This is a genomic window from Roseateles sp. P5_E4, assembly GCF_054049255.1.
On the sequence record NZ_JBFUMS010000001.1, the window covers coordinates 500,677 to 523,509 of the forward strand.

Genomic DNA, 22,833 nt, shown 5'->3' on the forward strand with positions numbered 1-22,833 from the left:
CGACTGTCAAGATCCAATATGTCCCAGCCATTGCGCCTCATCGAGACCTCGCCCAAGCCGCCGGCCAGCGCCGACGTTGTCGTGATCGGCGGCGGCATCATCGGTGTCTTCACCGCCTACTACCTGGCCCGGCGCGGCCTGTCGGTCGCCGTGGTCGAGAAGGGCCTCATCGGCGCCGAGCAGTCGAGCCGCAACTGGGGCTGGTGCCGCCAGCAGAACCGGGACGCCCGCGAACTGCCGATGGCCACCAAGAGCCTTGAACTCTGGGATCAGTTTGCCGCCGACACCGGCGAGGACACGGGCTTCAAGCGCTGCGGCTTGCTCTACCTGAGCGACGACGATGCCCAGATTTCCGGCTGGGCCAGCTGGCGCGAGCTGGCGAAGACGGCTGGCGTGACCACCCACATGCTCAGTGGCCGCGAGGCGTCGGAGCGGGGCCAGGCGACCGGCCGCGTGTGGAAAGGCGGCGTCTTCTCGCCGAGCGACGGTACGGCCGACCCGGCCAAGGCGGCACCTGCCGTGGCAGCCGCGCTCATGAAACTCGGCGGCACCGTCCACCAGAACTGCGCCGCTCGCGGCATCGAGCTGGAAGGCGGCCGCGTCAGCGGCGTCGTGACGGAAGCCGGGACCATCAAGACCCGCACCGCGGTTCTCGCGGGCGGTGCGTGGGCGTCATCGTTCTGCAACCAGCTCGGCGTGCGGTTCCCGCTCGCCACGGTGCGTCAATCCATAGTGCGTCTGGCACCGGTGGAACAGCGCCTGCCGGACGCCCTGGCGGGCCCGCGCGTCGCCGTCACCCGGCGCCCTGACGGCCACTACGTCCTGGCAATCAGCGGGCGTGGGCGCGTCGACCCCACGCCGCAGCTGCTGCGCTTCGCACCGCAGTTCGTGCCGATGTTCGCCAAGCGCTGGCGCAATGTATTTCCCGGTGGGCTGGAAGGCATCCGCTGGGGTCACGAAACCCGTGCGCGATGGAAGCTGGACGAGCCCACGCCGATGGAACGGGCGCGCATCCTCGACCCCAAACCCGACCCTGCCGGCGTTCGCGAAACCCACCGCCGCGCCGTCGACTTGTTGCCGGCGCTGCGCGCGGCCCGCATCGCCAGCACCTGGGCGGGCTACATCGACAGCACGCCCGACGGCGTGCCGGGTATCGGGGAACTGCCGCAGATGCCCGGCTTCATTCTGGCCGCGGGCTTTTCCGGCCACGGGTTCGGCATCGGCCCCGGCGCAGGCCACCTGATCGCCGACCTGGTCACGGGTGCCCGGCCAATCTTCGATCCCGCACCTTTCAACCCCGCACGATTCAACGAATCGTCCTGGGGCAAGGTGGCTGATTTCTAGTGCCAAGCGTGTCACTGCAGGCATGCAGCTGGCTGCGGCCTTCCCCGCATCAATGTGAAAGCCGCAGGCACGACGAAAAGGGACAGCAGCGGCGCCGTCAACATGCCGCCAAGCATGGGCGCGGCAATCCGGCTCATGACCTCGGAGCCGGTGCCCGAGCCGCAGACGATGGGCAGCAGGCCGGCGAGGATCACGGCCACCGTCATTGCCTTGGGCCGCACCCGCAGCACGGCGCCCTCGCGGACGGCGTCGAGCACCACGTCCCGCGTCATGGGCATGCCGGCGCGCATCCGGTCTTCGAGCGCGTGCTTGAGGTACAGCAGCATCACCACCCCGAATTCCGCCGACACCCCCGCCAGCGCGATGAAGCCCACGCCGGTGGCCACGGACAGGTTGTAGCCCAGCAGGTAGAGGAACCACACCCCGCCGGTCAACGCGAGCGGCAGCGTGGCCATGATCAGCGCAGCCTCCTCGGCACGCCGGAACGTCAGGTACAGCAGCACGAAGATGATGAGCAGCGTCGCCGGCACGACGACCTTCAGCCGCTCGTTGGCGCGCTCCATGTACTCGAACTGCCCGGAGTACGCCAGGCTCATGCCCGGCTCCAGGCGCACCTGCTGGGCCACCGCGCGCCGCAAGTCACCAGCGACCGACGCCAGGTCACGGCCGCGCACGTCGACGTAGACCCAGCCGGATGGCCGGGCGTTCTCGCTCTTGAGCATGGGCGGGCCGTCGACAAGCGCGACGGTGGCCAAGCTGCCCAGCGTCACCTGCTGGCCGCCGGGTGTGAGCACCGTCAGGTTGCGCAGCTTCTGCGGCGTGTCGCGCAGTTCGCGCGGATAGCGCAGGTTGATCGGGAAACGGGCCAGTCCTTCGACGGTCTCACCGACGTTCTCGCCTCCGATGGCGCCTGACACCACCGCCTGCACGTCGCTCACGTTCATGCCAAACCGCGCCGCTGCCGCCCGGTCGATCTGCACGTCGACGTAGCGGCCGCCAGTCAGTCGCTCGGCCAACGCCGAGCTGACACCGGGCACATTCTTCGCCACCGCCTCGATCTGTGCAGCGACCCGATCAATGGCGGTCAGATCCGTGGCGGAGACCTTCACGCCGATGGGGCTCTTGATGCCAGTGGCCAACATGTCGATGCGGTTGCGGATCGGTGGGATCCAAATGTTGCTCAGGCCAGGCACCTTCACCGTGCGGTCCAGTTCCTCCACCAGCTTCTCCGGCGTCATGCCCGGGCGCCACTGGTCGCGCGGCTTGAGCTGGACGGTGGTCTCGAACATCTCCAATGGCGCCGGGTCGGTGGCGGTCTCGGCCCGCCCGGCCTTGCCGAACACCCTTTGCACCTCGGGCACCGTCTTGATCATGCGATCGGTGATCTGCAGCAGCTCGGCGGCCTTTTGGGCCGACAGGCCAGGGAGCGCCGATGGCATGTACAACAGGTCGCCCTCGTCCAGGGGCGGCAGGAACTCACCCCCCAGGCGCATCAGAGGCCATAAGGTTGTCGCGAACGCCGCCACGCCCACCACGATCGTGGCTTTGGGCCAGCGCAGCACGACTTCCAGCGCCGGCCGATACATCGCGATCAGCCCCCGCGTGATGGGATTGCGCCGCTCGTCCGGGATGCGTCCGCGAATCCAGTAGCCCATCAGCACCGGGATCAGCGTCACCGACAGGCCTGCGGCAGCTGCCATCGCATAGGTCTTCGTGTAGGCCAGAGGCCCGAACAGCCGACCCTCCTGCGCCTGCAACGTGAAGACCGGCACAAAGGACAGCGTGATGATCAGCAGCGAGAAGAACAGCGCTGGCCCCACCTCGACGGCGGCGTCAGTGATGACCGCCCAGCGGGCCTCACCCTTCAACTCTTCATCCGGGTGCGCGCGCTGCCAAGCCTCCAGCTTCTTGTGGGCGTTCTCGATCATGACGACGGCCGCATCCACCATGGCGCCGACGGCAATGGCGATGCCGCCCAGCGACATGATGTTGGCGTTCAGCCCCTGGTATTGCATGGTCAGGAAGGCCGCCATGACGCCCAGCGGTAGCGAGATGATGGCTACCAGCGCGGAGCGCAAGTGCCACAGGAACACCGCACAGACGAGCGCGACCACGATGAATTCCTCGACCAGCTTCATCGACAGGTTGTCGATGGCCCGCTGGATCAGCGAGCTGCGGTCATAGGTCGTGACGATCTCGACGCCTTTGGGCAGGCTGGCCTGTAGCTGCTTGAGCTTGTCTTTGACCGCGGCAATGATGGCCTGGGCGTTCTTGCCGGTGCGCAGGATCACCACGCCGCCCACCGCCTCGCCTTCGCCATCCAGCTCAGTGATGCCGCGGCGCATCTCCGGGCCGATCTGGACGGTGGCGACCTGGCCCAGCAGCACCGGCACGCCATTGCGGTTGGCCAGCACGATGCTGCGGAAGTCGTCCAGTGACTTGAGGAAGCCGCTGGCGCGCACCATGTACTCGGCCTCGGCCAGTTCCAGCACCGCGCCACCGGCCTCCTGGTTGCCGTTCATCAGCGCCTCGCGCACCTGGTTGTGCGTGATGCCGTAGGCGACCAGCTTGGCCGGATCCATGACCACCTGGTACTGCTTGACCATGCCGCCGACGGTGGCGACCTCGGCGACATTGGCGACGGCCTTCAGCTCGAACTTGAGGAACCAGTCCTGCAGCGCGCGCAGCTGCGACAGATCGTGCTGCCCGCTGCGGTCCACCAGCGCGTACTGGAACACCCAGCCCACGCCGGTCGCGTCGGGCCCAAGCGAAGGCTTGGCCGTCGCCGGCAACCTGCCCTGGACTTGGTTCAGGTACTCCAGCACGCGGGAGCGTGCCCAGTACAGGTCCGTGCCGTCCTCGAAGATCACGTAGACGAAGGAGTCCCCGAAGAACGAGAACGCACGCACGGTCTTGGCGCCCGGCACCGACAGCATGGTCGTCGCCAGCGGGTAGGTGACCTGGTTCTCGACGATCTGCGGCGCCTGGCCGGGGTAGCTGGTGCGGATGATGACCTGCACGTCCGACAGGTCCGGCAGCGCGTCGATGGGCGTGGAGCGCAACGACAGCACGCCGGCGACAGCGAGAAAGAGCGTGGCCAGCAGCACCAGGAAGCGGTTGCCGACCGACCAGCGGATCAGTGCGGCGATCATTGGGCGCCTCCCTTGGGTTCAAGGCGCAGCGCGGCGCTGGCGGCAGGCGCACCGGGGCTCGCCTGCCGCTGCATCACCCCCTGCATGCTGGCCTCGGAATCGATGAGGAACTGGCCCGAAGCGACAACCTGCTGGCCCGGCTGCAAGCCCTGCAGGACCTCCAGCTTGTCGCCCAGCTCGCGGCCCAGGCGAACCTGGACCGGCGTGAAGCGCCCGGGCTGCTCGACGACGTAGACCACCACGCGCTGGCCGGTGCGGATGACCGCCTCGGCGGGGACGACCAGTGCTTCCTCGCTGGACCCGCCCAGCCGCATCGTTGCAAACATGCCGGCCCGCAGGCGCCCCTGGGGGTTGCGCAACTCGACCCTGACGCGCAGCGTGCGCGTCTCGCTGCTGGCCTCCGGCAGCACCGCGCTGATCTTGCCGCGCAGCGTCTCGCCCGGGAAAGCCGTCAGCACCACATCGACCGGTTCGCCCACCCGCGCCATGCCGGCCTGAGCTTCGGGCAACGCAGCCTCGATCCAGACCGTGGACAGCCCGGTGATGCGGGCCAGGCTCATACCTTGGGACACCGTCATGCCCGGACGGACCATCAACTCCTGCACCAGGCCTCCGGTGGGCGCATGCACCGTCGTCAGCGCCTGGACTTGACCCGTTCGCTCGACCTGCTGGATGAGGGAAGCTGGCATGCCCATGAGCACGAGGCGCTGGCGCGCCGCGCTAGCCAGGGCTTCGTCGCCGGTACCGCGCACCGCCAGGAACTCCTGCTGGGCGCCGGCCCATTCCGGCACGAGCAGTTCGGCAATGAAGGCGCCGGCGGCCACGACGTCACCGGGTGCCAGGCGGGCGACTCGCTGGACGAAGCCTGCCGTGCGGGCCTGCAGGATCGAGATATCGCGTTCGTTGAGCTGGACGGTGGCTGGGACTTGCAGCGCGGTGCCGATGCGCTGCTTTTCTGCAGTTGCGGTGCGCACACCGAGCATCTGGGCCACACGGGGATCGACGGCCACGCCGCCGGTCGGTGCGTCGTCTGCATATTTCGGGACCAGCTGCATGTCCATGAAGGGCGACTTGCCGGGCTTGTCGAATTTCTGCTGCGGCGACATGGGGTCGTACCAATAGAGCACCTTGCGGTCACCGGTCACCGCGCCGCTGGCGGCGGCTGGCGAGGTTGCGGAATGCCCGACAGGCGATACCCCGGCGCGCCACTGTGCGACGCCATAGCCAAGCCCGGCGCCGAGGGCGACGAGGACCATGGCCGCGGCAGACAACTTGCTGTTGGAGGTCATGGGGTCACTCCGCAATGAGATAGGCCAGGCGGGCCTGCTGCGCAAGCACCTGGGCTTGGAGAGCGAGATCGCGCAACTGCGCCTCGATGGCGTTCTTGCGCGCGGCGAGCACGGCACCGAGGTCGGCACGACCCGACTGGTAGCTGGCCAGCGTCACTTGGGCGCGCTCCTGCGCGAGGGGCAAGGCGACGCTGCGCTGGCGCTGCTGCACGCGCTCCAGGCGCTGCAGCTCGGCCACCTGGCCGTCGACGTCGGCACGGATTCGGCGCAATGCGTCCTCGCGTTCGGCCTGCAGCCGTTCTACCTCCTTCTGGCGCGAGGCGATCACAGGTTCCTGACGGGTGGACTTGGAGACCGGCAGCTCGAACGTCAACTGGAAGGACACCAAGTCGCCAAATGCGCGCGGCCGATTGCCGTAGGCCACTTCCCAACCCCAGTCCCCTCGGCGCGTTGCCACGGCCTCATCGACATCCGCGCGGGCCATGGCCAGCATCGGGTTGAAGGCGAGCAGCTCGGCGTGCCGGTCAAGCCCACCCAGCAGCCTCGCGAGATCAGGGTGCAAAAGGGGCGTCTCGGCACCTGTCGTCAAGTCAGGTTGCTCCCCCGTCCAGCGACGCAACTGGGCGCGTGCCTGCTCAACGCCCGCTTGAAGCTCGTCCCTGCGGTCGGCAAGGTCCAGCACCTCCTGACGTGCTGTCAGCGCATCGGCAGGCGTTGTAGCGCCAGAAGCGACGCGCGCGGCCAGGGTGTCCTGCAGCAGCTGGTTCTGCTGTTCGAGGGTGGCAAAGGCGGCGAGCTTGCGCTCGGCGAAGTGCAGGTTGAGCCAGGCCAGCGCGGCCTCGCGGCGCACGGCCAGCCGTTCGGCCTCCAGCATCGCGCGCTCACGGTCCGCTTTGGCGCCGGCAGCGTCGCGTTGTGCGGCCCGCTTGGCGGCGTTGGGCACCTCCTGCATGACGCCAACCCGGCGCATCGTCATCGGCTCGCGGTTCCAGCTGAACCGATCCGGCCCCGAGATGGGAAAGTTCTCGACGCCCACTGCCAGCTTCGGATCGGGCAGTTGCCCGGCAGCGACGCGCGCCTGTTGCGCGCCGTCGGCGGCGGCCTGTCGCGCTGTCAGCGCCGCCGAGCGCTGCTCGGCCAGCAGCTGTGCTTGCTCGAAGCTCAGTGGTGCGGCATGGGCCGTTGAGGAGGCCAGGAAGACGGCCGCCGCGAAGGCGGCCGCGACGAGACAACGGGGCTGCAATGCCGCCCGAAAGAAGATGGCCATGAAGGCTCTCCACAAAGACCCTGGAAGCGATCGGGCACGATCGCGAGACGTGGTCGCACCGCCGCGAACGCGGCCGCGCGAGCGTCAGGGCTCAATTGCGGAAGACTTGGAGTGCGAGATAGACCGGCGGCGTGCCGTCAGGCGGGCCGGTGTGGGCGGTGATCACCGCCGGAAGTGCCTCGGCCGCTTCGGGCGGCAGCCAGAGGGCCAGGCGGGTCAGCAGTGGGTCGAGGATGACGGTGGGCGCCAGATCCGGTGCAGGCACGTTGCTGACCGTCTGCTTGTCGCGGTCGCAGTGCGCCTTGCACAGCTGCGGCTGTTCGGTGTCCATCGCGGACATCTGCTCGCAGTCGGCCATGCCTGCCATGCTGGCCGTCGGTGAGCCTGCGGGCGCAGGCGCCGGGCATGCATAGGCCGCGGTGGCTAGTTGAAGACACACCATCACTGCCGCGAGCAAGCTCGCGATGCAGCGCAGGTAGGCCTTTCTCACTTTCACGTCGCCAGTCTAGCGGCGCCGTGAAGCGGCACGAGGGCGTGAGCTTGCGCCAGCGCAAAGGGAAGCGTCATATCGCCTGTGGGCCAGGTCAAGGGGACGTTTTTCGCTACGAGGCCGAGCGCAGGCGTGCGGCGATCGCCTCCATCTGGTTGATCTCGGCACGTTGTGCCTTGACGATCTGGCCGCACAACGCGAGGAGCTCCGGGTCGGCGAGCCTCGCCTCCCGACACATGAGGATGGCCCCGGAGTGATGGGGAATCATCGAGTCGACAAATTGCTGGTCGTCGACCAGCGCCTGGCGGCGCGTCGCCAGCAGTGAGGCGATGAACAAGGCCGCCAAGCCCGCATAGAGCGCAAGGTTCAGCCGCCTGTTGCGATACATCTTGCCCATCGTTGCCAGCATGATCACGCCCATGGGAGCGAGCATCGTCACAGCCATGTAGAGCATGTTGACGTTGTTCCGGAAGTCATGCCAGCCATCGATCATGGTGAACATGGCCAGGTACATCGGAATCAAGCTCAATGCGAGGTTGATTGCAAACATCCCATAGGAATGTGCGGATGAGTCGTGATGGGCGGAGCCGGATTTGCTAGCGTGGTCGTGGTCGTGAGCCTGATGGTCCATGTTGAACTCCTTGCTGCTGGATTCGATGGGACTGCGCGTAGTGGGCAAGTCACGCTCCCAAACCAGGATTCCCTGCGTCGCGCCTGCGGCGACCGCAGTTGGACGCAATCCCGTACCGGCCGTGGCTTGGCTCCGACTGCGTTGGCATCATCAAGGTTCCAACATTGGCAAGGTCAAGAGGTCGTGGTCATCCGCCACGAGCCTGGCTCCGCCGATACCGAGGAGCTGGCCGAGGCCATCAGGGACGCGGGATATAGCCCGACATCCGTCGCGCCGACCAACGCAGAGCTTTGCGGCTCGTGACCGGATCGGCGCCTACCTCGAGGCGGCGGCCGTCATCATCTCGCTGCCCTTGTTGGGGCAGATGCTGCAACTCAAGGCGCGGTCGCGAACCTCAGCGCCTGCGCATCCGCCCCGGAGAGAAGGTCCCCGCGGATGGCGTCGTCATCGAGGTGGGCGAGCGCCATCGCCCATTGGCATCGCTGATTGCCAGCCGGCACGTTGGCTCCCCGGATTCGCCGGCACGGCCGCGTTCAATGCGACCAGGTGAAGCGCGCGCCGTCGCTGTTGTCCGGCATGGGGCCAGGACTGTCGGCCCGGATATCCCCGGTTTTCGGATCGATGCGCAGGAAGCGGTTGGTGGCCAATGACATCAGCACCAGTTCGCCCGTCGGCGTTTCAATCCATTGGAAGCTTTGCGCCGTGCCGGGCTGGCCGGCCACCAACGTCAACGCACCGTCGTCTCCGACCGTGACAAAGCGTCCGCCCGAGCGCAGGGCAACGCGGCCCAGCTTGCGGTCGACGATCTCGAACCGCGTCGGCGCGTCCGACCCCAGGCGTCCACTGCTGACCGCCAATCCGGTCGGAGCGTGAAAGGACGTCAGCCGGATCGATCGGCCATAGGGTATGGGCCGCATCAGGCCGCGGGTATGCGGCTGATGGACGGCGATGCTGTCGAAATCGGCGGCACCGCCCTCGGCGCCGGTCGTGTTGTAGTTGAACAAGCTATAGCGAACACCCTGGAAGGTGAAGGTCTGGTAGAGCAGCACGACCTCGTTGCCGATGGGCGTGAAGGTGGTGCCGTCCAACGAATAGCTGAAGCGCGCCCGTTCGGTGAGGAAGTCGCAATCGGCCCGCAGCCAGAGGCGCGTCCCGGTCATCTTCACCCGCACCCGCTGATCCAGGCGCTGGTCGTAAAAGACAACGTTGAGTTCGTCGGCGAGTTTCTCGACGCCCAACGTCGCATAAGGGAGATTGAGCAGACCCAGGCCGGCCGTGTCGCCTGGCTTCAGGTTGGCCACATCGAGCAGGACGGTCGGCGTGGACATCGGCCCGATCGCCCGCTGTGTCAACGTGTTGCGCGCGTCGTAGAACGAGGTCGCCGGCAGGGCATGCAGCCGCAGGAAACCGGGCCGTTCCGACAACGACCACTTGTCGTCGACCGGGACGTGGTTCCACTGCCACAGGGGTTGGAGCTGCGGCCCCGAGAAGTCGTCGCTGCGCTGAAAGGGCACACGCACGGGCTGCGGCGTGGCCGTCTTCGGCTTCACCCACGTCCGCGGCGTGCGCGTCAGGTTGCCAGGCAGGCCAAAGTAGGGCCAGCCGTCCTTCCAGGTGATCGGGGACAGGCTGAGCAGGCGACCGACGGAATTGAAGTCCATCATCGAGAAGCCCCACCATTCGCCCGCAGGCGTCTGGATGATGCCGCCCTGGTGCAGCGCCAGGCTGTGTTTAGCGGCGGGGTCAGGGCCCCAGGTCTCGAACGGTGGCTGGCGCGTGCCCAGGCGCAAGCTTGACGCCATGCCGAAGTCCTCGTGCAAGCTGATCGATTGATGGACCTCGTAGGGCCCCAGCACATGATCCGCCCGCGCCGCCGGCATGCGAAAGCCGCCCGCGTAGTTGGCGCTGATGATGTAGTACTTGCCGTCGATCTTGTAGAAGTGCGCGCCCTCCCCCATCCCGGCGTCCTTGGTGAACAAGACACGCTCGGTGCCAGTCACGATGTCGGTCAAGTCGTCCGTCAGCTGGGCCAGCCGCATCTCTTGGTGATCCCAGACGACATAGGCCTTGCCGTCGTCGTCGAACAGCACGGAAAGGTCGTGGAAACTGCGCTTCATTGGCGTGCGCGTCCACGGCCCCTTCGGATCGGTGGCCGTGAACATCTGGGTCACCTGGCCGTTGACGTTCGTGAAGATGTAGAACTTGCCTGCGTGGTAGCGGAAGGACGGCGCCCAGATGCCCAGGCCATAGATGTGGCTGCCGCCCTCCAGCCGGTAGGCCGGGCCGAGGTCGAGCTTGTCCATCGCGTAGGCGACGAACTCCCAGTTGACCAAGTCCTTCGAGCGCAGGATTGGCACGCCCGGCATGGTGTGCATGGTGGTGCCGGTCAGGTAGAACCAGTCACCGACGCGGATCAGGTCCGGATCTGAGAACTCGTCATAGAACAAGGGATTGGTGAAGGTGCCGTCGCCGTTGTCCGGCGTCCAGGTGGCGGTCGACAAGCCCTTGGACGAGCTCGCCGCTGGCCCCCCGCCCTTCAACACAGATGCCGGCGCCGCGCAGGGCAACAGCGTCAAGGCGATGCATGACAGCAGCCCGGATATGAAATTTATGGGCGATCTCGACCCATGCCACATGACGCTTCACCTTTCAGATGCCCAGTTCGAACTGCCGCCGACAGGGGCGTAGCGGGCGATTACCGACAGACTTTGGTATGACCAAAGTGAAGTTTACGCATAAACTGGTCAGACCTTTTTCGGGTTGACCTCCCACGTCGTCATCCAAGCCTTCGGCTGTGCTTAGACCGGGTTGGGCGATTCCAGGTCTCTCAAAACCACTCCGGGTGAACGCCCGCGACAACCTCTTGAAGGTTCACACCCAGCCATGCGCCTCCCCAGCCTCCTGCACCGCATCGCCCTTTGCTGCGCGGCCCTCGCTTGCGGGGCTGCGCTGGCCGCCGAACCGGCACCCGGCGCCAATCCGATACTGCGCGACCGCTTCACCGCCGACCCCGCGCCGCTGCTCGTGGGCGACACGGTCTACCTCTATGTCGGCCGTGACGAGGCCAAGGGCGACGACTTCTTTCTCATGAAGGAGTGGCTAGCCTATTCGTCCAAGGATCTGCGCCACTGGACCGCCCACGGCGCCTTCATGAAGCCCACCGACTTCAAGTGGGCCGTGGGCGACGCATGGGCCGCGCAGGTCGTGCAGCGCAACGGCCGCTTTTACTACTACGCCACCGTGCAGCACAACGACACGCAGCCGGGCAAGGCCATCGGCGTGGCGGTGGCTGACAACCCGCTGGGGCCCTTCAAGGACGCGCGCGGCTCGGCGTTGATCACCGACGCCACGACGCCCAGCCCTTACGGCTGGAACGACATCGACCCCACCGTCTTCATCGACGACGACGGCACCGCCTGGCTGGCCTGGGGCAACCCGGTGCTCTACCTGGCCAAGCTCAAGGCCAACATGACCGAGCTGGACGGCCCCATCGAGAAGATCGCGCTGCCCAACTACACCGAGGGGCCGTGGCTGTCCAAGCGCAAGGGGACGTACTACATGACGTACGCCTCCATGGCGCACCAGAACGTCTGGGAGCACCTGTCCTACGCCACCGCGCCCAGCCCGCGCGGGCCCTGGACCTACCAGGGCGTGCTGACCGGCCCGACGAAGGACAGCTTCACCATCCACGCCGGCATCCTCGACGACTTCAAGGGCCAGTCCTACCTCTTCTATCACAACGGTGCGGTGACGCTGACCGACGGACAGAAGGGCAACGGCAACCGCCGCTCGGTCACGATGGAGTACCTGTACTACGACGCCGATGGGCGCATGTGGCCCATCACGCAGACCGAGGCCGGTGTCAGCAAGCCGCCCAAGCCACCCACCGGCAAGGTGCCCGCGCTGCCGGACCCGGGCCGCTCCGACCCCCGCGTGACCGTCCAGCAGTTCGCCCAGGGCTATCCCGAAACCTGGCCGGGCAGCCCGGCACTGGCCTCGGTCACCCGGCCTTTCGAGCAGGCCCCTGAACCCGTTGGGTTGCACCGCGACGGCGGTGGCGCCAGCCGCCTGGTGCAGACCTTCGTGCCGCGCGCCGACATCGCACTGGGCCGTCTCAGCCTGTATGCCGGCGACGGCCACGGCACGGATGCCACGCGCAGCTTGCGCCTGTCGCTGCGTGACGTGGAGGCCGGCACCGAACTGCTCGGCGCCGGAGAGGGGCTGGCCATCGCCTACCGGCCGCAAGGGGCGGGGCTGCTGAGCTTTGACTTCAGCGCCCATCCGCCGGTCGTGCTGAAGTCCGGTCGCCGCTACGCGCTGGCCCTGCAGGGCGAGAAGGACGCGCTGACGATCAATCTGCGCGCCAGCCGCAGCGACGTCTACGCCGACGGCGAGGCCAGCCTGGACGACCGGCCGCTGAAGGACCGGGAGGGCCGCCCCGCGGATTTCGCGTTCGCGCTCTACGCACGATAAGCGGGCTGAGGCCGCAGGCCGTCAGTGCCTGGCGGCCGCCGCCCTGAGTCGCAATAACTACTCCAGAGACAAACCATGGACAAACACCGAGACAGCCTGAGCCGGCCAATTTTTTCCCTGCTGATGGCCCTCTCCCTCTCCGTCGGGTCTCAGGCCGTTCTGGCGGCGGAGGCCGCACAGGCAGCACCAGCGGTACAGGCGGCTTCTGCCCACAACCCCGTCATCTGGGCCGACGTCCCGGACATCGCCATCATCCGTGTCGGCAAGACCTACTACATGAGCAGCACGACGATGCACATGAGCCCGGGCCTGCCGATCATGAAGTCGACGGACCTGGTGAACTGGACCATGGCCTCCTACGCCTATCAGACCCTTGCCGACAACGACGCCCTCCGCCTCGACAACGGCAAGAACGCCTACGGTGAAGGCTCCTGGGCCAGCAGCCTGCGCTACCACGATGGCGTGTTCCATGCCTCGACGTTCGCCGCCAACACGGGGCGCACGCACATCTACACCACGCGCGATCCGGAACGCGGCCCGTGGAAGGAGACGAGCTTCGAGCCCCTGCTGGGAGACCACAGCCTGTTCTTCGATGACGACGGTCGCGTCTACATGGTTTACGGCGGTGGTCGCATCATGCTCACCGAGATGAAACCCGATCTCTCCGGCATCAAGCCCGGCGGCGTGAACAAGGTCATCATCGAAAACGTCAACGGCCTCTTCGGCGCCGACCAGGGCGGGCTCAAGGGTGAGGGCTCGCAGCTTTTCAAGGCCAACGGTCGCTACTACCTCTTCAACATTGCCTCGCCGGGGAGCCGTTGGGCACGCACGGTCACCATCCACCGCGCCGACGCCATCGACGGCCCCTACGAGGGCCGCATCGCGCTCGACGATCGCGGCATCGCCCAGGGCGGTCTCATCGACACGTCGGAAGGCAAGTGGTACGCCTATCTCTTCAAGGACAACGCCGCCGTCGGCCGCATTCCCTATCTCGTGCCCGTGACCTGGAAGGATGGTTGGCCAGTGCTCGGCGAAGGCGGAAAGGCGCCGATGACACTCGACATCCCCGCCGGCGCGCAGGGCGTATCGGGCGCCTCGGGCATCGTCGCCTCCGACGAATTCGACCGCCGGCCTGGTGAGCCCGACCTGCCTCTGGCCTGGCAATGGAATCACAACCCCAGGCCGAATGACTGGTCGCTCACCAAGCGGCCGGGCTACCTGAGCCTCACCACCAGCCGGGTCGTTCCCACGCTGCTCGAGGCCCCGAACACGCTCACCCAGCGCACCTTTGGCCCGAGCAGTTCAGCCACCACCCGCATCGACGTGAGCGGCATGAAGGACGGCGACTGGGCCGGCTTGTCCGCCTTTCAGCGGCAGTACGGTTTTGTGGGCGTGAAGATGAGCGACGGCGCCCGTTCTCTCGTCATGGTGAGTGCCGAAACGGACAAGCCCGAAGAGATCGCCGCCATTCCTCTCTCCGGCAATACCGTTCATCTCAGGGTCGACTGCGACTTCGAGCCGGTGCCTGAACTCGCCCGTTTCTCCTACAGCCTCGACGGCAAATCCTGGACCCCCATCGGTCGACCCTCGCGCCTTAAGTACACCTTCCCGCACTTCATGGGCTATCGCTTCGGCCTCTTCTATTACTCGACCAAGACGGCCGGCGGCCGTGTCGACTTCGACTACTACCGGGTTGGGCAAGGGACGGAAGACCGTCGCTGACCAGGCGCGACCACGTTCCGCCTTCCTCCACTTGCGCCCACTTGAATAGACAACCCCTGTGAACATCATCAAACACAGCCTCGCCGTCCTCAGCCTGATCGCGGCACCGGCTTTCGCCGCCAACCCGGTCACCATCACCATTGACGCCGGCAAGCCCGGCCCCGTCATCAACAAGTACGTGTACGGCCAGTTCGCTGAGCACCTCGGCACCGGCGTCTACGAAGGCATGTGGGTCGGCACGAAGTCGAACATTCCCAACACGCGGGGCTGGCGCAACGACGTCGTCGGCGCGCTCAAGGAGTTGCATGTACCGCTGGTGCGCTGGCCGGGTGGCTGCTTCGCCGACACCTACCACTGGCGCGACGGCATCGGCCCGCAGGACAAGCGCCCGAGCAACGTCTGGGGCAGCCACGTCGAAGAGATCAATGCCGTCGGTACCCACGAGTTCTTCGACCTGATCGAGATGCTGGGCGCCGACGCCTACGTCAACGGCAACGTCGGCACCGGCAGCGTGCAGGAGATGGCCGACTGGGTCCAGTACATGACTGCGGACGGCGGCTCGCCCCTGGCCCGGCTGCGCGCCCAGAACGGGCGCGAAAAGCCGTTCAAGGTCGCCTTCTTCGGTATCGGCAATGAGTTGTGGGGTTGCGGCGGCAACATGAAGCCCGACTACTACGCGAGCCTATACAGCAATTACGAGCATTTCCTGTGGGCGCCCGAGAAGTCCAGGCCGAAGATGATCGCCAGCGGCGGCAGTGGCTTTGACACCGCCTGGACCCAGGTCCTGAGCAAGGAACTGAAGGACCGCACGATCGGCATCACCGTCCACCAGTACACCGTCCCGACCGGCAACTGGGACGTCAAGGGCAAGGACCTCGGCTTCAAGGAAGGTGAGTGGATCTCGACCCTGGCCAATACCTTGAAGATGGATCAGCTGATCAAGGATCACGTGGCCATCCTGGACAAGAACGATCCTGCAAAGAAGATCGGACTGATGGTCGACGAGTGGGGCACCTGGTATGACGAAGTGAACCCCAGAGGCGGGCTGTTCCAGCAGAACTCGCTGCGCGACGCGCTCGTGGCGGCGCTCAACTTTCATATCTTCCATGAGCACGCGGAGCGGGTCACCCTGACCACCATCGCCCAGATGGTCAACGTCTTGCAGGCGATGGTCCTGACGGACAAGGAGAAGATGGTCCTGACGCCGACCTACTACGCGTTCCAGATGTATGTGCCGTTCCAGGATGCCAAATCGCTGCCGCTTGCCATCAAGGACAACACCCGCTACACGCTGGGCGCCTTGACCATTCCGGGCGTGAGCGCCTCGGCGGCGCGAGCCAAGGACGGCAAGCTCTACCTGTCGCTGGTCAACACCGATCCATCCAAGGCGGTCGATGTCGCCGTCAATGTCACCGGCACGAAGGTCAACGGTGCGGCCGGCAAGGTGCTGACCTCGGCGGTGATGGACGCGCACAACACGTTCCAGGATCCGCAGGTCATCAAGCCGACGGCGTTCAGCGCGCGTGCGGCGGGCGGCAAGCTGTCGATCAAGGTGCCTGCCAAGGCCTTGATGGTGGTTGCCTTGGAGGAGTGAAGGCGTCGCGCGCGGGCGCTGCGCCGGTGTTCAGGAACGCGGCAACCTTCCGATCTGCTGCATCAATCCGAGCAAGTCCGGTTGCCCCACTTCAGAGACGATCTTCCCGGCCGAGAGCCGATAGATGTTCAGCGCCTGCACGGCAATCGTCTTGCCGGTGGGAGGCACGCCGAAGAAGGCCCCACGGTGCGTCCCGCGCATCGTGAATCGCGCCGCGATGACATCACCTTCGATGACGGTTTCCTCAAGAGTCCACTGAATGTCGGGGAATCCGCCGCGCATCATCCCGATGATCTCCAGGTAGCCCTGTGGCCCGTGCACGGGTTCGGCGCGCCCCGGAACGTGGAACACGGCGTCCGGAGAAACCAACTTTGTGGCGAGCTGCGGGTCCGCAGTGTTGATGAACTCCACGAAGCGAGTCATGAACTGTCGGTTTGTGGTTTGCATCGATCACCTCTAACTATCTACCAGAGTGGTGGCCGGATCACGGTGGCTGCCCGGTACCCGCCTTCCCGTATTGTTCGAGTTGCCGGCGTGTTCGACACGATCAAGGTCGGTTGCCAAATGGTGAATATCGGACAGTGAATCGATGCCGCACGGAACGAACCCAATCGATATCGAGGAGGTCAAATATCAGCCCTCGTCCGGGAGCGCGCTGGGTCTCGAGGTCTTCTCGATGTCGGACTTGAGACGAAGGGTGCGCCGAGCCCACCTGCAGCGTCACCATCGCTACGACTTTCACATGTTCGTGCACGTGAGACGCGGAAAATGCCGCGCTGTGGTGGACTTCAACCACATCGAGTGTGGCGCCGGATCCCTGCTGACCATTCGGCCCGGACAGGTTCACCGCTTCGGCCCGGGAAGCCGTTGGGACGCAAGCATCCTGCTGTTCCGACCCGAGCTTCTGCAAGCCGCGCAAGGCGAGGAACGCCTTCAGATGCCTGAGCTAATCGATGCGCTTCCTGGCCATCTGCGCCTCGACCGGTCGACCGGTCGGTTCTTGGCCGACACGCTCGCGCGGCTAAAGGACGAGTGCGCGCTCGACGCCCGGCAACCGCTGCTGAATTGGCTGCTCCAGAGTGAACTGGCCACGCTCGTGACGCGGCTGCACATCTTTCACGCCGAGCAACAGCCGTCCGCCGGAACATCGTCCGACGCGCCGGAGCGCTTTCGTCTTTTCAAACGGCTTCTGGACGCGAACGTGCATCAGTGGCATCACGTTTCGCGCTACGCACATGCTTTGGGATGTTCTGAGAAGACTCTCACTCGCATCTGCGGTGAGGCGGTTGGCATTGGTGCGAAGGCCTTTATCGCCTCGCGCCTTGCGCTGGAAGCCAAGCGCCTGCTCGTTCACACCGAGATGCCGATTTCCGCCATCGCGCAGCGGCTTGGCTTTGACGAGGCGACCAACTTCACCAAGTTCTTTCGCGGCATCGAAGGATGCACGCCAGGCACCTTCCGCCGTCAGTTCGATGTCTCGTTGTAGCCGCTTTCAGCGATCTCACCCCGTTGAGCTCATTGGGGAAACGGAGCGGGTTTCGCCAGGTAGGCCTTGAACAGGCGTGCGAACTGGCCGCCGTCGTTCGTGATGTCCGCCGACGTGGCGCCCCCGGGACTGAAAACGAGCGCGAATACACCGTTGCCCGTGTACTGCGTTGGATGCGTCAGCATGTACTGGACGTGGTTGTCCCGATAGTGCTTCGGAGTTCCGCCGGGGGTCGCCGAGGGCACGCCCATGGGGGTCTGCCAGAACAGGATCGGCAGGCCGCCCAGGTGGCTTCGCACGGTGCTCCACATGGCGAGGCTTTGGTTGAAATTCGGTGTGGTGACGTTGTTCTCGTCCAAGTAGAACGGGCCGGTGCCGCGCCCCGCACACTCGTCCACGGGCGTCGGCATTTCAAAGCAGCCTGCGTCGCGATCACTCGTCTGCGCCACGATGAAGTCGGCCTTGTCTGCACCGAGTTTTGCCATGAAGGTGCCGGTGGCGTCTGCGTTCCCGTACCACATCGACGGGGGAAAGCCCATCCTCGCCTTGGGCGCGTACGTCCGTCCGAGCTTCAACAGGCAACCGACGACGCCAACGGCCGTATTCGGTTGGCTGGCGCATTCCGGCACCGTGCTCACGCGCGCCGGCAACTTCGCCGGGTCGCCGCCGGGTGCACTGCCCTCTGCGAAGCCCCAGAAGTCAGGCTCGAGGTTGACCAGGGTGGGGCGGCCGGTCTCGGCGATCTTCTGGTACATCAACTTGACTTGCGCCCAGTAGGCGGCCATGAACGGCGCGTCGTTGATGACGGTGACGTCGCCACCCCGCAGGGAAGGCATCTGGAACAGGGTGAACATCGGCACGGCGCCCATGGCCGCGACGTCGTTGGAGAAGACCGTGATGACGCCGCCGTCCGGATAGTTGTATTGCCATTGAGGCCATGCGTTACCGCCGCCGCCAGAGTTGAAACCCGTGACCGCCACGAGATAGGTATCGATGATGTCCGGAGCGATCTGCTGGGCCTTCATGTCCGCGATAGGACTGGCCGCGCCGAGGCCCACGAGGAGCCGACCGGGCTTACCGAGGGCTGCAGTGATCGAAGGTGCAGGTGCGGGAGCAGGGGCAGCGCCGACGGGTGACGCGGGGGTGCCCGAGTCATTGCCGCCCCCACAGGCGGATAGCACCAGCGCACACAGCAGTGCGCTTGTCGCAGTGGCACGTGTCGGGCGTTGGTTTGGCACGCTCATCCGTGAAGTTCCTATTGCGTCAAAGTGTGGCGCGCACAAGTAGTGCGGCACGCCGGGCTCTTGCATCCAGGGAGATGTGCGGGCGAGACGGGAAGAAATTGATGAAATTGAAGCGTCCCGCCGCGCAACTCTGCATGTTCCTTGGTCGGCTCGTGGATGCGAGTTCAGACCGATTCGATTGACATCGAACAGCGAACTTTCCGGCTCAGTCGGATTGACGAGTGGTTTCGCAGACTGGCCCTAAAGACCTGGGGGAAGCACCCACTCGATGCCGATGCGGCGCGTGGCCGTTCCGTCGCGCATTTGCGCCGGGTCTGGGGCAGCAGCGGGGGTGGTGGCAGCGCGTGCCAGGCTCACGGCGTCCAGTTCGCGCTCCAGGGCCAGGGCCGGCATACCGCGCACGCCAGCCGCCGTGACTTCGCGGCGCTGCACGAAGCTGCGCACGATCTTGCCGGCAGCATCGATGTCCTGTTCCACGACGACCGTGCCCGCAAGTTCGGCGCGGCGTGCGAACAGCGGAAAGCCGTTCGCGTCCGTCGCGCCGGGGCCGCTGCGCGGCACATCGGGCAGCAGATAGCCCGACGAACGTACGGCCATGGCGGTGCGCCAGGCATGCAGCGCACGCGGCGCAGTCATTCGCTGGGTGCGTACCTGCTCCTGGCTCCACCAGCGCAGCAGCTCGCAACGTGAAGCGGGTGATTGCGCGGCATAGGTCCAGCCCGGCGCCTGCAGCGCGTTGCGCACCTCGGGGGCGAGGCTGGATGCGTTGCCCAGCGGCTTGGGGAGCGCAGCGACCAGCTCATCCTCGAACGCACGGTCCGGCGACGGCGGCACCTGCCGCGGGACCTGACCCCATCGTGCCAGGCGCGCTGCCTCGCCCTGCCAGGCGGCGTCGCGCTGCTCGGCGGGCAGCGCCTCGATCAGTTGCGCCACCTGCGCCGCGGGCCGCGGCTGGTCGAGCCGCTGGCAAATGGCGGGTGTCTTGAGCGCATCGATCCAGATCGTGTCGCTGGGGTGCGGCGTTGCATCGGCTTGCCACAGCGCCACTTCGTTGAGCACGCGATTGCTCAATCGCTGCGCAGCCACTTCCGCCCGCAGCTCGCCCTTGCCCTGCGCGGTTTCATCGGTCAGCCATGCCGCCCAGCCGGCCTGTGCGCGCTCACGTTGTTGACGCAGCACACCCTCGGCCACGCTTCGGTGCTCCGGAGAAAGCTTCAGGTCGGCAGGCAGCTGGAACATGCCCGCCAGCAAGTCCACCGGCTGGCGCAGCAGTCCCGCATCGCGCTCCAAGCGCGCACGCAGCTGTGCCCGCTGTTCGACCATCAGGCGGTGCGCGGCTTCGTCGCGCTGCTGGTCGATCAGCTCCTGCGCCATTTGCTTGTTCTTGGCCGCCGCAGCCGCCTTGTCTGGGTTCTCTCCTTCGGCCCTCACGCCGCCAACGCGACCGGGCTCCATGCCGGGAAAGGTGCCCTGAGCCAGCACTGTCGCCGGTGCATGCAGAAGCGCCGCCAGCGCAACCAGCCTCAGAGAAACCCGCGGGCCAGAACGCGGCCCGACGTCGCCGCTATGTCCAACGCGTGATGCTTTCATGAACGTTCCCATTTCAAGGTTTTGCCCTCGGTCAGCGCGGGACTGCGCCGCCCGTTCACCTCGAGCGCCCAATCCCGCAACGCACCCTCGGAGACCTGGGCCGTGTACTGCCCGCCCTGGCGGCTGACCGTGCCACGCGCCGCAATGCTGCCATCCGCGCCCACGACCGTGAAGGCCGCGCTGGCGCCGTCATCCAGCTCGAACACGCGCAGCACCGTGCCGCGGGCGTAGTCGTAGGCCGGCTTCTCGGTCTCGGCGCCCCAGGCGATGACGCTGTTCGGTGCGGCGTACAGCGGCATGGACAGGAAGCCATGCACCTCGCGATGCCAGCGGCCACCTTCGCGTTTCTCGCCGCTCAGCAGATGCGTCCACGTCCCTTCAGGCAGGTAGAAGTCCACGCTGCCGTCTTCGGTGAACACCGGTGCCACCAGCAGGCTCTCGCCGAGCTGGTACTGCCGGTCCAGCGTCGCGCAGGCTGGGTCCTGCGGGTGCTCCATCAGCATGGCGCGCATCAGCGGCACGCCGGTCTGGGTCGCCTCGTGCGCCTTGGCGTACAGATACGGCATGAGCTGGTGCTTGAGCCGCGTGAAGACGCGCAGCACGTCGCAGCTCTCTTCGTCCACGAGCCATGGCACCCGGTAGCTGCTGCTGCCGTGCAGGCGGCTGTGCGAGGACATCAGGCCGAACTGGATCCAGCGCTTGTAGACGGCCGGCGGCGGGTTGCCTTCGAAGCCGCCAATGTCATGGCTCCAGAAGGCGAAGCCGCAACTTGTGAGCGACAGGCCGCCTCTGAGGCTCTCGGCCATGGATTCGAAGGTGCTCCAGCAGTCACCCCCCCAGTGCACCGGGAAGCGCTGGCCCGAGGCGTAGGTGGAGCGGGCGAAGACGATGGCGTCGCTGCCCTGCACTTCTTCCAGCAGCTCGAAGACGGCCTGGTTGTATTGCAGCGCGTACAGGTTGTGCATCTCGACGGGGTCGGAGCCGTCGAAGTAGGTCACGCCTTCGCTCGGAATGCGCTCGCCGAAGTCGGTCTTGAAGCAGTCCGCACCTTGCGCGATCAGGCGCTTGAGGTGGCCCTGGTACCAGGCCTTGGCGGCCGGGTTCGTGAAGTCCACGATGGCCATGCCGGGCTGCCACTGGTCGGTCTGGAAGGTCAGCCCGTTGGTTCTCTTGATGAAGTAGCCGTGCTTCACGCCTTCAGAAAACAGCGGCGACTTCTGCGCCACATACGGGTTGATCCAGAGGCTGATCTTCAGGCCCTTGGCGTGCAGGCGCTTGAGCATCGCCTCGGGCTCGGGGAAGCCACGCGGGTCCCAGGCGAAGTCGCACCACTGGAACTCGCGCATCCAGAAGCAGTCGAAGTGGAAGACCGCCAGCGGCAGCTCGCGGCGCGCCATCTCGTCGATGAAGTGGGTGGCGGTGGCCTCGTCGTATTGCGTGGTGAACGAGGTCGTCATCCACAGCCCGAAGCTCCAGGCCGGGGGCAGCGGTGCGCGGCCTGTCAGCGCTGTCAGTCGGCCCACGACGTCCTTGGGGGTGGGGCCGGCAATGACACAGTAGTCCAGGCTCTCGCCTTCGCGGCTGAACTGCACGCGGGCGACCTTCTCCGAGCCGACCTCGAAGGACACCGGGCCGGCCTCGTTGACGAGCACGCCGTAGCCGCGGTTGGTCAGGTAAAAGGGCACGCTCTTGTAGGCCTGCTCGCAGGCGGTGCCGCCGTCCTTGTTGGTGTTCTCGACGATCTGGCCGTTCTTGACCCAGGGCGTGAAGCGCTCGCCCAGGCCGTAGACGTTCTCGCCCACGCCCAGCGACAGCTGGTCGTGGACGTGGTGGCGCACCAGGCCGTCCTTGCCGGCCCACTGGATGAAGCCCAGGCCGCGCCAGTCGCTCTTGGTCAGGATGCGGTCGCCTTCGCGGAAGGTCAGGCTCCAGCCGTCGCCCTTCTTGACGTCGACAGAAATCGCGCCCGAGGTCAGCGTGGCCTTGGCGTCGCCGTTGTCGATCTGCACTGGATGCTTGCCAGCGCCGGGCATGGGGATGTGCAGGCGCGGCGCGCTGGATGCGGCGTAGTGCTCGACGCTGACGCGGATGACGCCGGGCAGCGGCGAGCTCAGCGTCACGGTCAGCGTGGGGCCTTGCAGCGTGTCGCCGCGGTGCTTGATGGGGCGGGTCGTGGCGAGCACGACCAGGCGGTCTTCGTGGACTTCGATCGCATAGGCCTCGGCCGCGTAATGCGCGGCCACGCCCGGCTGATGCATCCACTGTCCGTCAGTGAACTTCATGATGAATCATTCTTCCTTGTTGTCTCCGGTCGGCCGGCATTGCATTTGGTCAGACCGAAGTCAAGCATACAACATGCCCGGTCTTACCAAACAAACAGACAAACAAGTCGCAAGGCGAAACAACCGACAGGCCGTTCGCCGCCCCGCCCTCAGTGCAGATCGCACGAAAGCCGCGCGTTGACGCCCTCTCGGCGCAGGTACCGCATCGTTCCATGCCCGCAATGCATAGGGTTAACCCTTGTTGATATGGTGAAAACCCTAAGATGCGA

16 protein-coding genes are annotated in these 22,833 nt (G+C 66.1%); 6 read left to right on the forward strand and 10 right to left on the reverse strand.

Annotated elements, in window-relative coordinates; all coding sequences use genetic code 11:
• Positions 1–18: 18 nt before the first annotated feature.
• On the forward strand, positions 19–1,344 hold the full coding sequence (locus ACXJLH_RS02105) for an NAD(P)/FAD-dependent oxidoreductase (RefSeq protein ID WP_457442317.1): 1,326 nt from the start codon (positions 19–21) through the stop codon (positions 1,342–1,344).
• A gap of 11 nt (positions 1,345–1,355) precedes the next feature.
• On the opposite strand, the gene ACXJLH_RS02110 is transcribed toward ACXJLH_RS02105, so the two are convergent.
• The 6 genes from ACXJLH_RS02110 to ACXJLH_RS02135 all read right to left on the reverse strand — a co-directional run bounded on the left by ACXJLH_RS02110 (position 1,356) and on the right by ACXJLH_RS02135 (position 10,674).
• Positions 1,356–4,496 carry an efflux RND transporter permease subunit gene (locus ACXJLH_RS02110; RefSeq protein ID WP_457442318.1) on the reverse strand — a complete coding sequence of 1,047 codons (3,141 nt, stop codon included), beginning with the start codon at positions 4,494–4,496 and terminating at the stop codon, positions 1,356–1,358.
• On the reverse strand, positions 4,493–5,785 hold the full coding sequence (locus ACXJLH_RS02115) for an efflux RND transporter periplasmic adaptor subunit (RefSeq protein WP_457323117.1): 1,293 nt from the start codon (positions 5,783–5,785) through the stop codon (positions 4,493–4,495). Before ACXJLH_RS02115 ends, ACXJLH_RS02110 begins: the two co-directional genes overlap by 4 nt.
• Positions 5,786–5,789: 4 nt before the next feature.
• Positions 5,790–7,052 carry a TolC family protein gene (locus tag ACXJLH_RS02120; RefSeq protein ID WP_457442319.1) on the reverse strand — a complete coding sequence of 421 codons (1,263 nt, stop codon included), beginning with the start codon at positions 7,050–7,052 and terminating at the stop codon, positions 5,790–5,792.
• 91 nt (positions 7,053–7,143) lie between these two features.
• A complete protein-coding gene (locus tag ACXJLH_RS02125; RefSeq protein ID WP_457442320.1) occupies positions 7,144–7,548 on the reverse strand; it encodes a hypothetical protein in 405 nt (134 codons plus the stop codon).
• A gap of 106 nt (positions 7,549–7,654) precedes the next feature.
• Positions 7,655–8,173, reverse strand: coding sequence for a DUF305 domain-containing protein (locus tag ACXJLH_RS02130; RefSeq protein WP_457442321.1), 519 nt, complete (start codon positions 8,171–8,173; stop codon positions 7,655–7,657).
• A gap of 533 nt (positions 8,174–8,706) precedes the next feature.
• A complete protein-coding gene (locus ACXJLH_RS02135) occupies positions 8,707–10,674 on the reverse strand; it encodes a family 43 glycosylhydrolase (protein ID WP_457442322.1) in 1,968 nt (655 codons plus the stop codon).
• Between the two features lie 4 nt (positions 10,675–10,678).
• Between ACXJLH_RS02135 and ACXJLH_RS02140 the strand changes: the two genes are divergently transcribed.
• From ACXJLH_RS02140 to ACXJLH_RS02155, 4 genes are all read left to right on the forward strand, one after another.
• Positions 10,679–10,861, forward strand: coding sequence for a hypothetical protein (locus tag ACXJLH_RS02140; protein ID WP_457442324.1), 183 nt, complete (start codon positions 10,679–10,681; stop codon positions 10,859–10,861).
• Between the two features lie 195 nt (positions 10,862–11,056).
• Positions 11,057–12,646: a glycoside hydrolase family 43 protein gene (locus tag ACXJLH_RS02145; RefSeq protein WP_457442325.1), complete on the forward strand. Its 1,590-nt coding sequence runs from the start codon at positions 11,057–11,059 to the stop codon at positions 12,644–12,646.
• 75 nt (positions 12,647–12,721) lie between these two features.
• Entirely contained in the window at positions 12,722–14,368 is a 1,647-nt protein-coding gene (locus ACXJLH_RS02150) for a glycoside hydrolase family 43 protein (RefSeq protein ID WP_457442327.1), read from the forward strand.
• A gap of 58 nt (positions 14,369–14,426) precedes the next feature.
• Complete coding sequence (locus tag ACXJLH_RS02155) at positions 14,427–15,962, forward strand: alpha-N-arabinofuranosidase (protein ID WP_457442328.1); 1,536 nt, start codon at positions 14,427–14,429, stop codon at positions 15,960–15,962.
• A 30-nt stretch (positions 15,963–15,992) separates the two neighbouring features.
• Here the strand turns inward: ACXJLH_RS02155 and ACXJLH_RS02160 are convergent, their stop codons facing one another.
• Positions 15,993–16,409, reverse strand: a complete 417-nt coding sequence (locus ACXJLH_RS02160) for an ester cyclase (RefSeq protein ID WP_457442329.1) — start codon at positions 16,407–16,409, stop codon at positions 15,993–15,995.
• A gap of 142 nt (positions 16,410–16,551) precedes the next feature.
• On the opposite strand from ACXJLH_RS02160, the gene ACXJLH_RS02165 reads away from it, so the two are divergent.
• Positions 16,552–17,448: an AraC family transcriptional regulator gene (locus ACXJLH_RS02165; RefSeq protein WP_457442330.1), complete on the forward strand. Its 897-nt coding sequence runs from the start codon at positions 16,552–16,554 to the stop codon at positions 17,446–17,448.
• Positions 17,449–17,477: 29 nt separating this feature from the next.
• On the opposite strand, the gene ACXJLH_RS02170 is transcribed toward ACXJLH_RS02165, so the two are convergent.
• From ACXJLH_RS02170 to yicI, 3 genes are all read right to left on the reverse strand, one after another.
• The gene (locus tag ACXJLH_RS02170; RefSeq protein ID WP_457442331.1) at positions 17,478–18,473 is read right to left on the reverse strand and encodes a hypothetical protein; all 996 of its coding nucleotides are present in this window, start codon (positions 18,471–18,473) and stop codon (positions 17,478–17,480) included.
• A 459-nt stretch (positions 18,474–18,932) separates the two neighbouring features.
• Entirely contained in the window at positions 18,933–20,282 is a 1,350-nt protein-coding gene (locus ACXJLH_RS02175; protein ID WP_457442332.1) for a hypothetical protein, read from the reverse strand.
• Positions 20,279–22,564 (reverse strand): alpha-xylosidase, encoded by a 2,286-nt coding sequence (gene yicI, locus ACXJLH_RS02180; RefSeq protein WP_457442333.1) that lies wholly within the window; start codon positions 22,562–22,564, stop codon positions 20,279–20,281. The genes ACXJLH_RS02175 and yicI overlap by 4 nt, the downstream gene beginning before the upstream one ends.
• Between the last annotated feature and the right edge of the window lie 269 nt (positions 22,565–22,833).

Bases quoted from the DNA above. Each gene is read 5' to 3' on its own strand.
- ACXJLH_RS02105 (WP_457442317.1), top strand. From the start codon at position 19: ATGTCCCAGCCATTGCGCCTCATCGAGACCTCGCCCAAGCCGCCGGCC.
- ACXJLH_RS02170 (WP_457442331.1), bottom strand. From the start codon at position 18,473: ATGAAGGCCCAGCAGATCGCTCCGGACATCATCGATACCTATCTCGTG.
- ACXJLH_RS02115 (WP_457323117.1), bottom strand. From the start codon at position 5,785: ATGACCTCCAACAGCAAGTTGTCTGCCGCGGCCATGGTCCTCGTCGCC.
- ACXJLH_RS02130 (WP_457442321.1), bottom strand. From the start codon at position 8,173: ATGGACCATCAGGCTCACGACCACGACCACGCTAGCAAATCCGGCTCC.
- ACXJLH_RS02110 (WP_457442318.1), bottom strand. From the start codon at position 4,496: ATGATCGCCGCACTGATCCGCTGGTCGGTCGGCAACCGCTTCCTGGTG.
- ACXJLH_RS02150 (WP_457442327.1), top strand. From the start codon at position 12,722: ATGGACAAACACCGAGACAGCCTGAGCCGGCCAATTTTTTCCCTGCTG.
- ACXJLH_RS02165 (WP_457442330.1), top strand. From the start codon at position 16,552: ATGCCGCACGGAACGAACCCAATCGATATCGAGGAGGTCAAATATCAG.
- ACXJLH_RS02120 (WP_457442319.1), bottom strand. From the start codon at position 7,052: ATGGCCATCTTCTTTCGGGCGGCATTGCAGCCCCGTTGTCTCGTCGCG.
- yicI (WP_457442333.1), bottom strand. From the start codon at position 22,564: ATGAAGTTCACTGACGGACAGTGGATGCATCAGCCGGGCGTGGCCGCG.
- ACXJLH_RS02175 (WP_457442332.1), bottom strand. From the start codon at position 20,282: ATGAAAGCATCACGCGTTGGACATAGCGGCGACGTCGGGCCGCGTTCT.
- ACXJLH_RS02145 (WP_457442325.1), top strand. From the start codon at position 11,057: ATGCGCCTCCCCAGCCTCCTGCACCGCATCGCCCTTTGCTGCGCGGCC.
- ACXJLH_RS02160 (WP_457442329.1), bottom strand. From the start codon at position 16,409: ATGCAAACCACAAACCGACAGTTCATGACTCGCTTCGTGGAGTTCATC.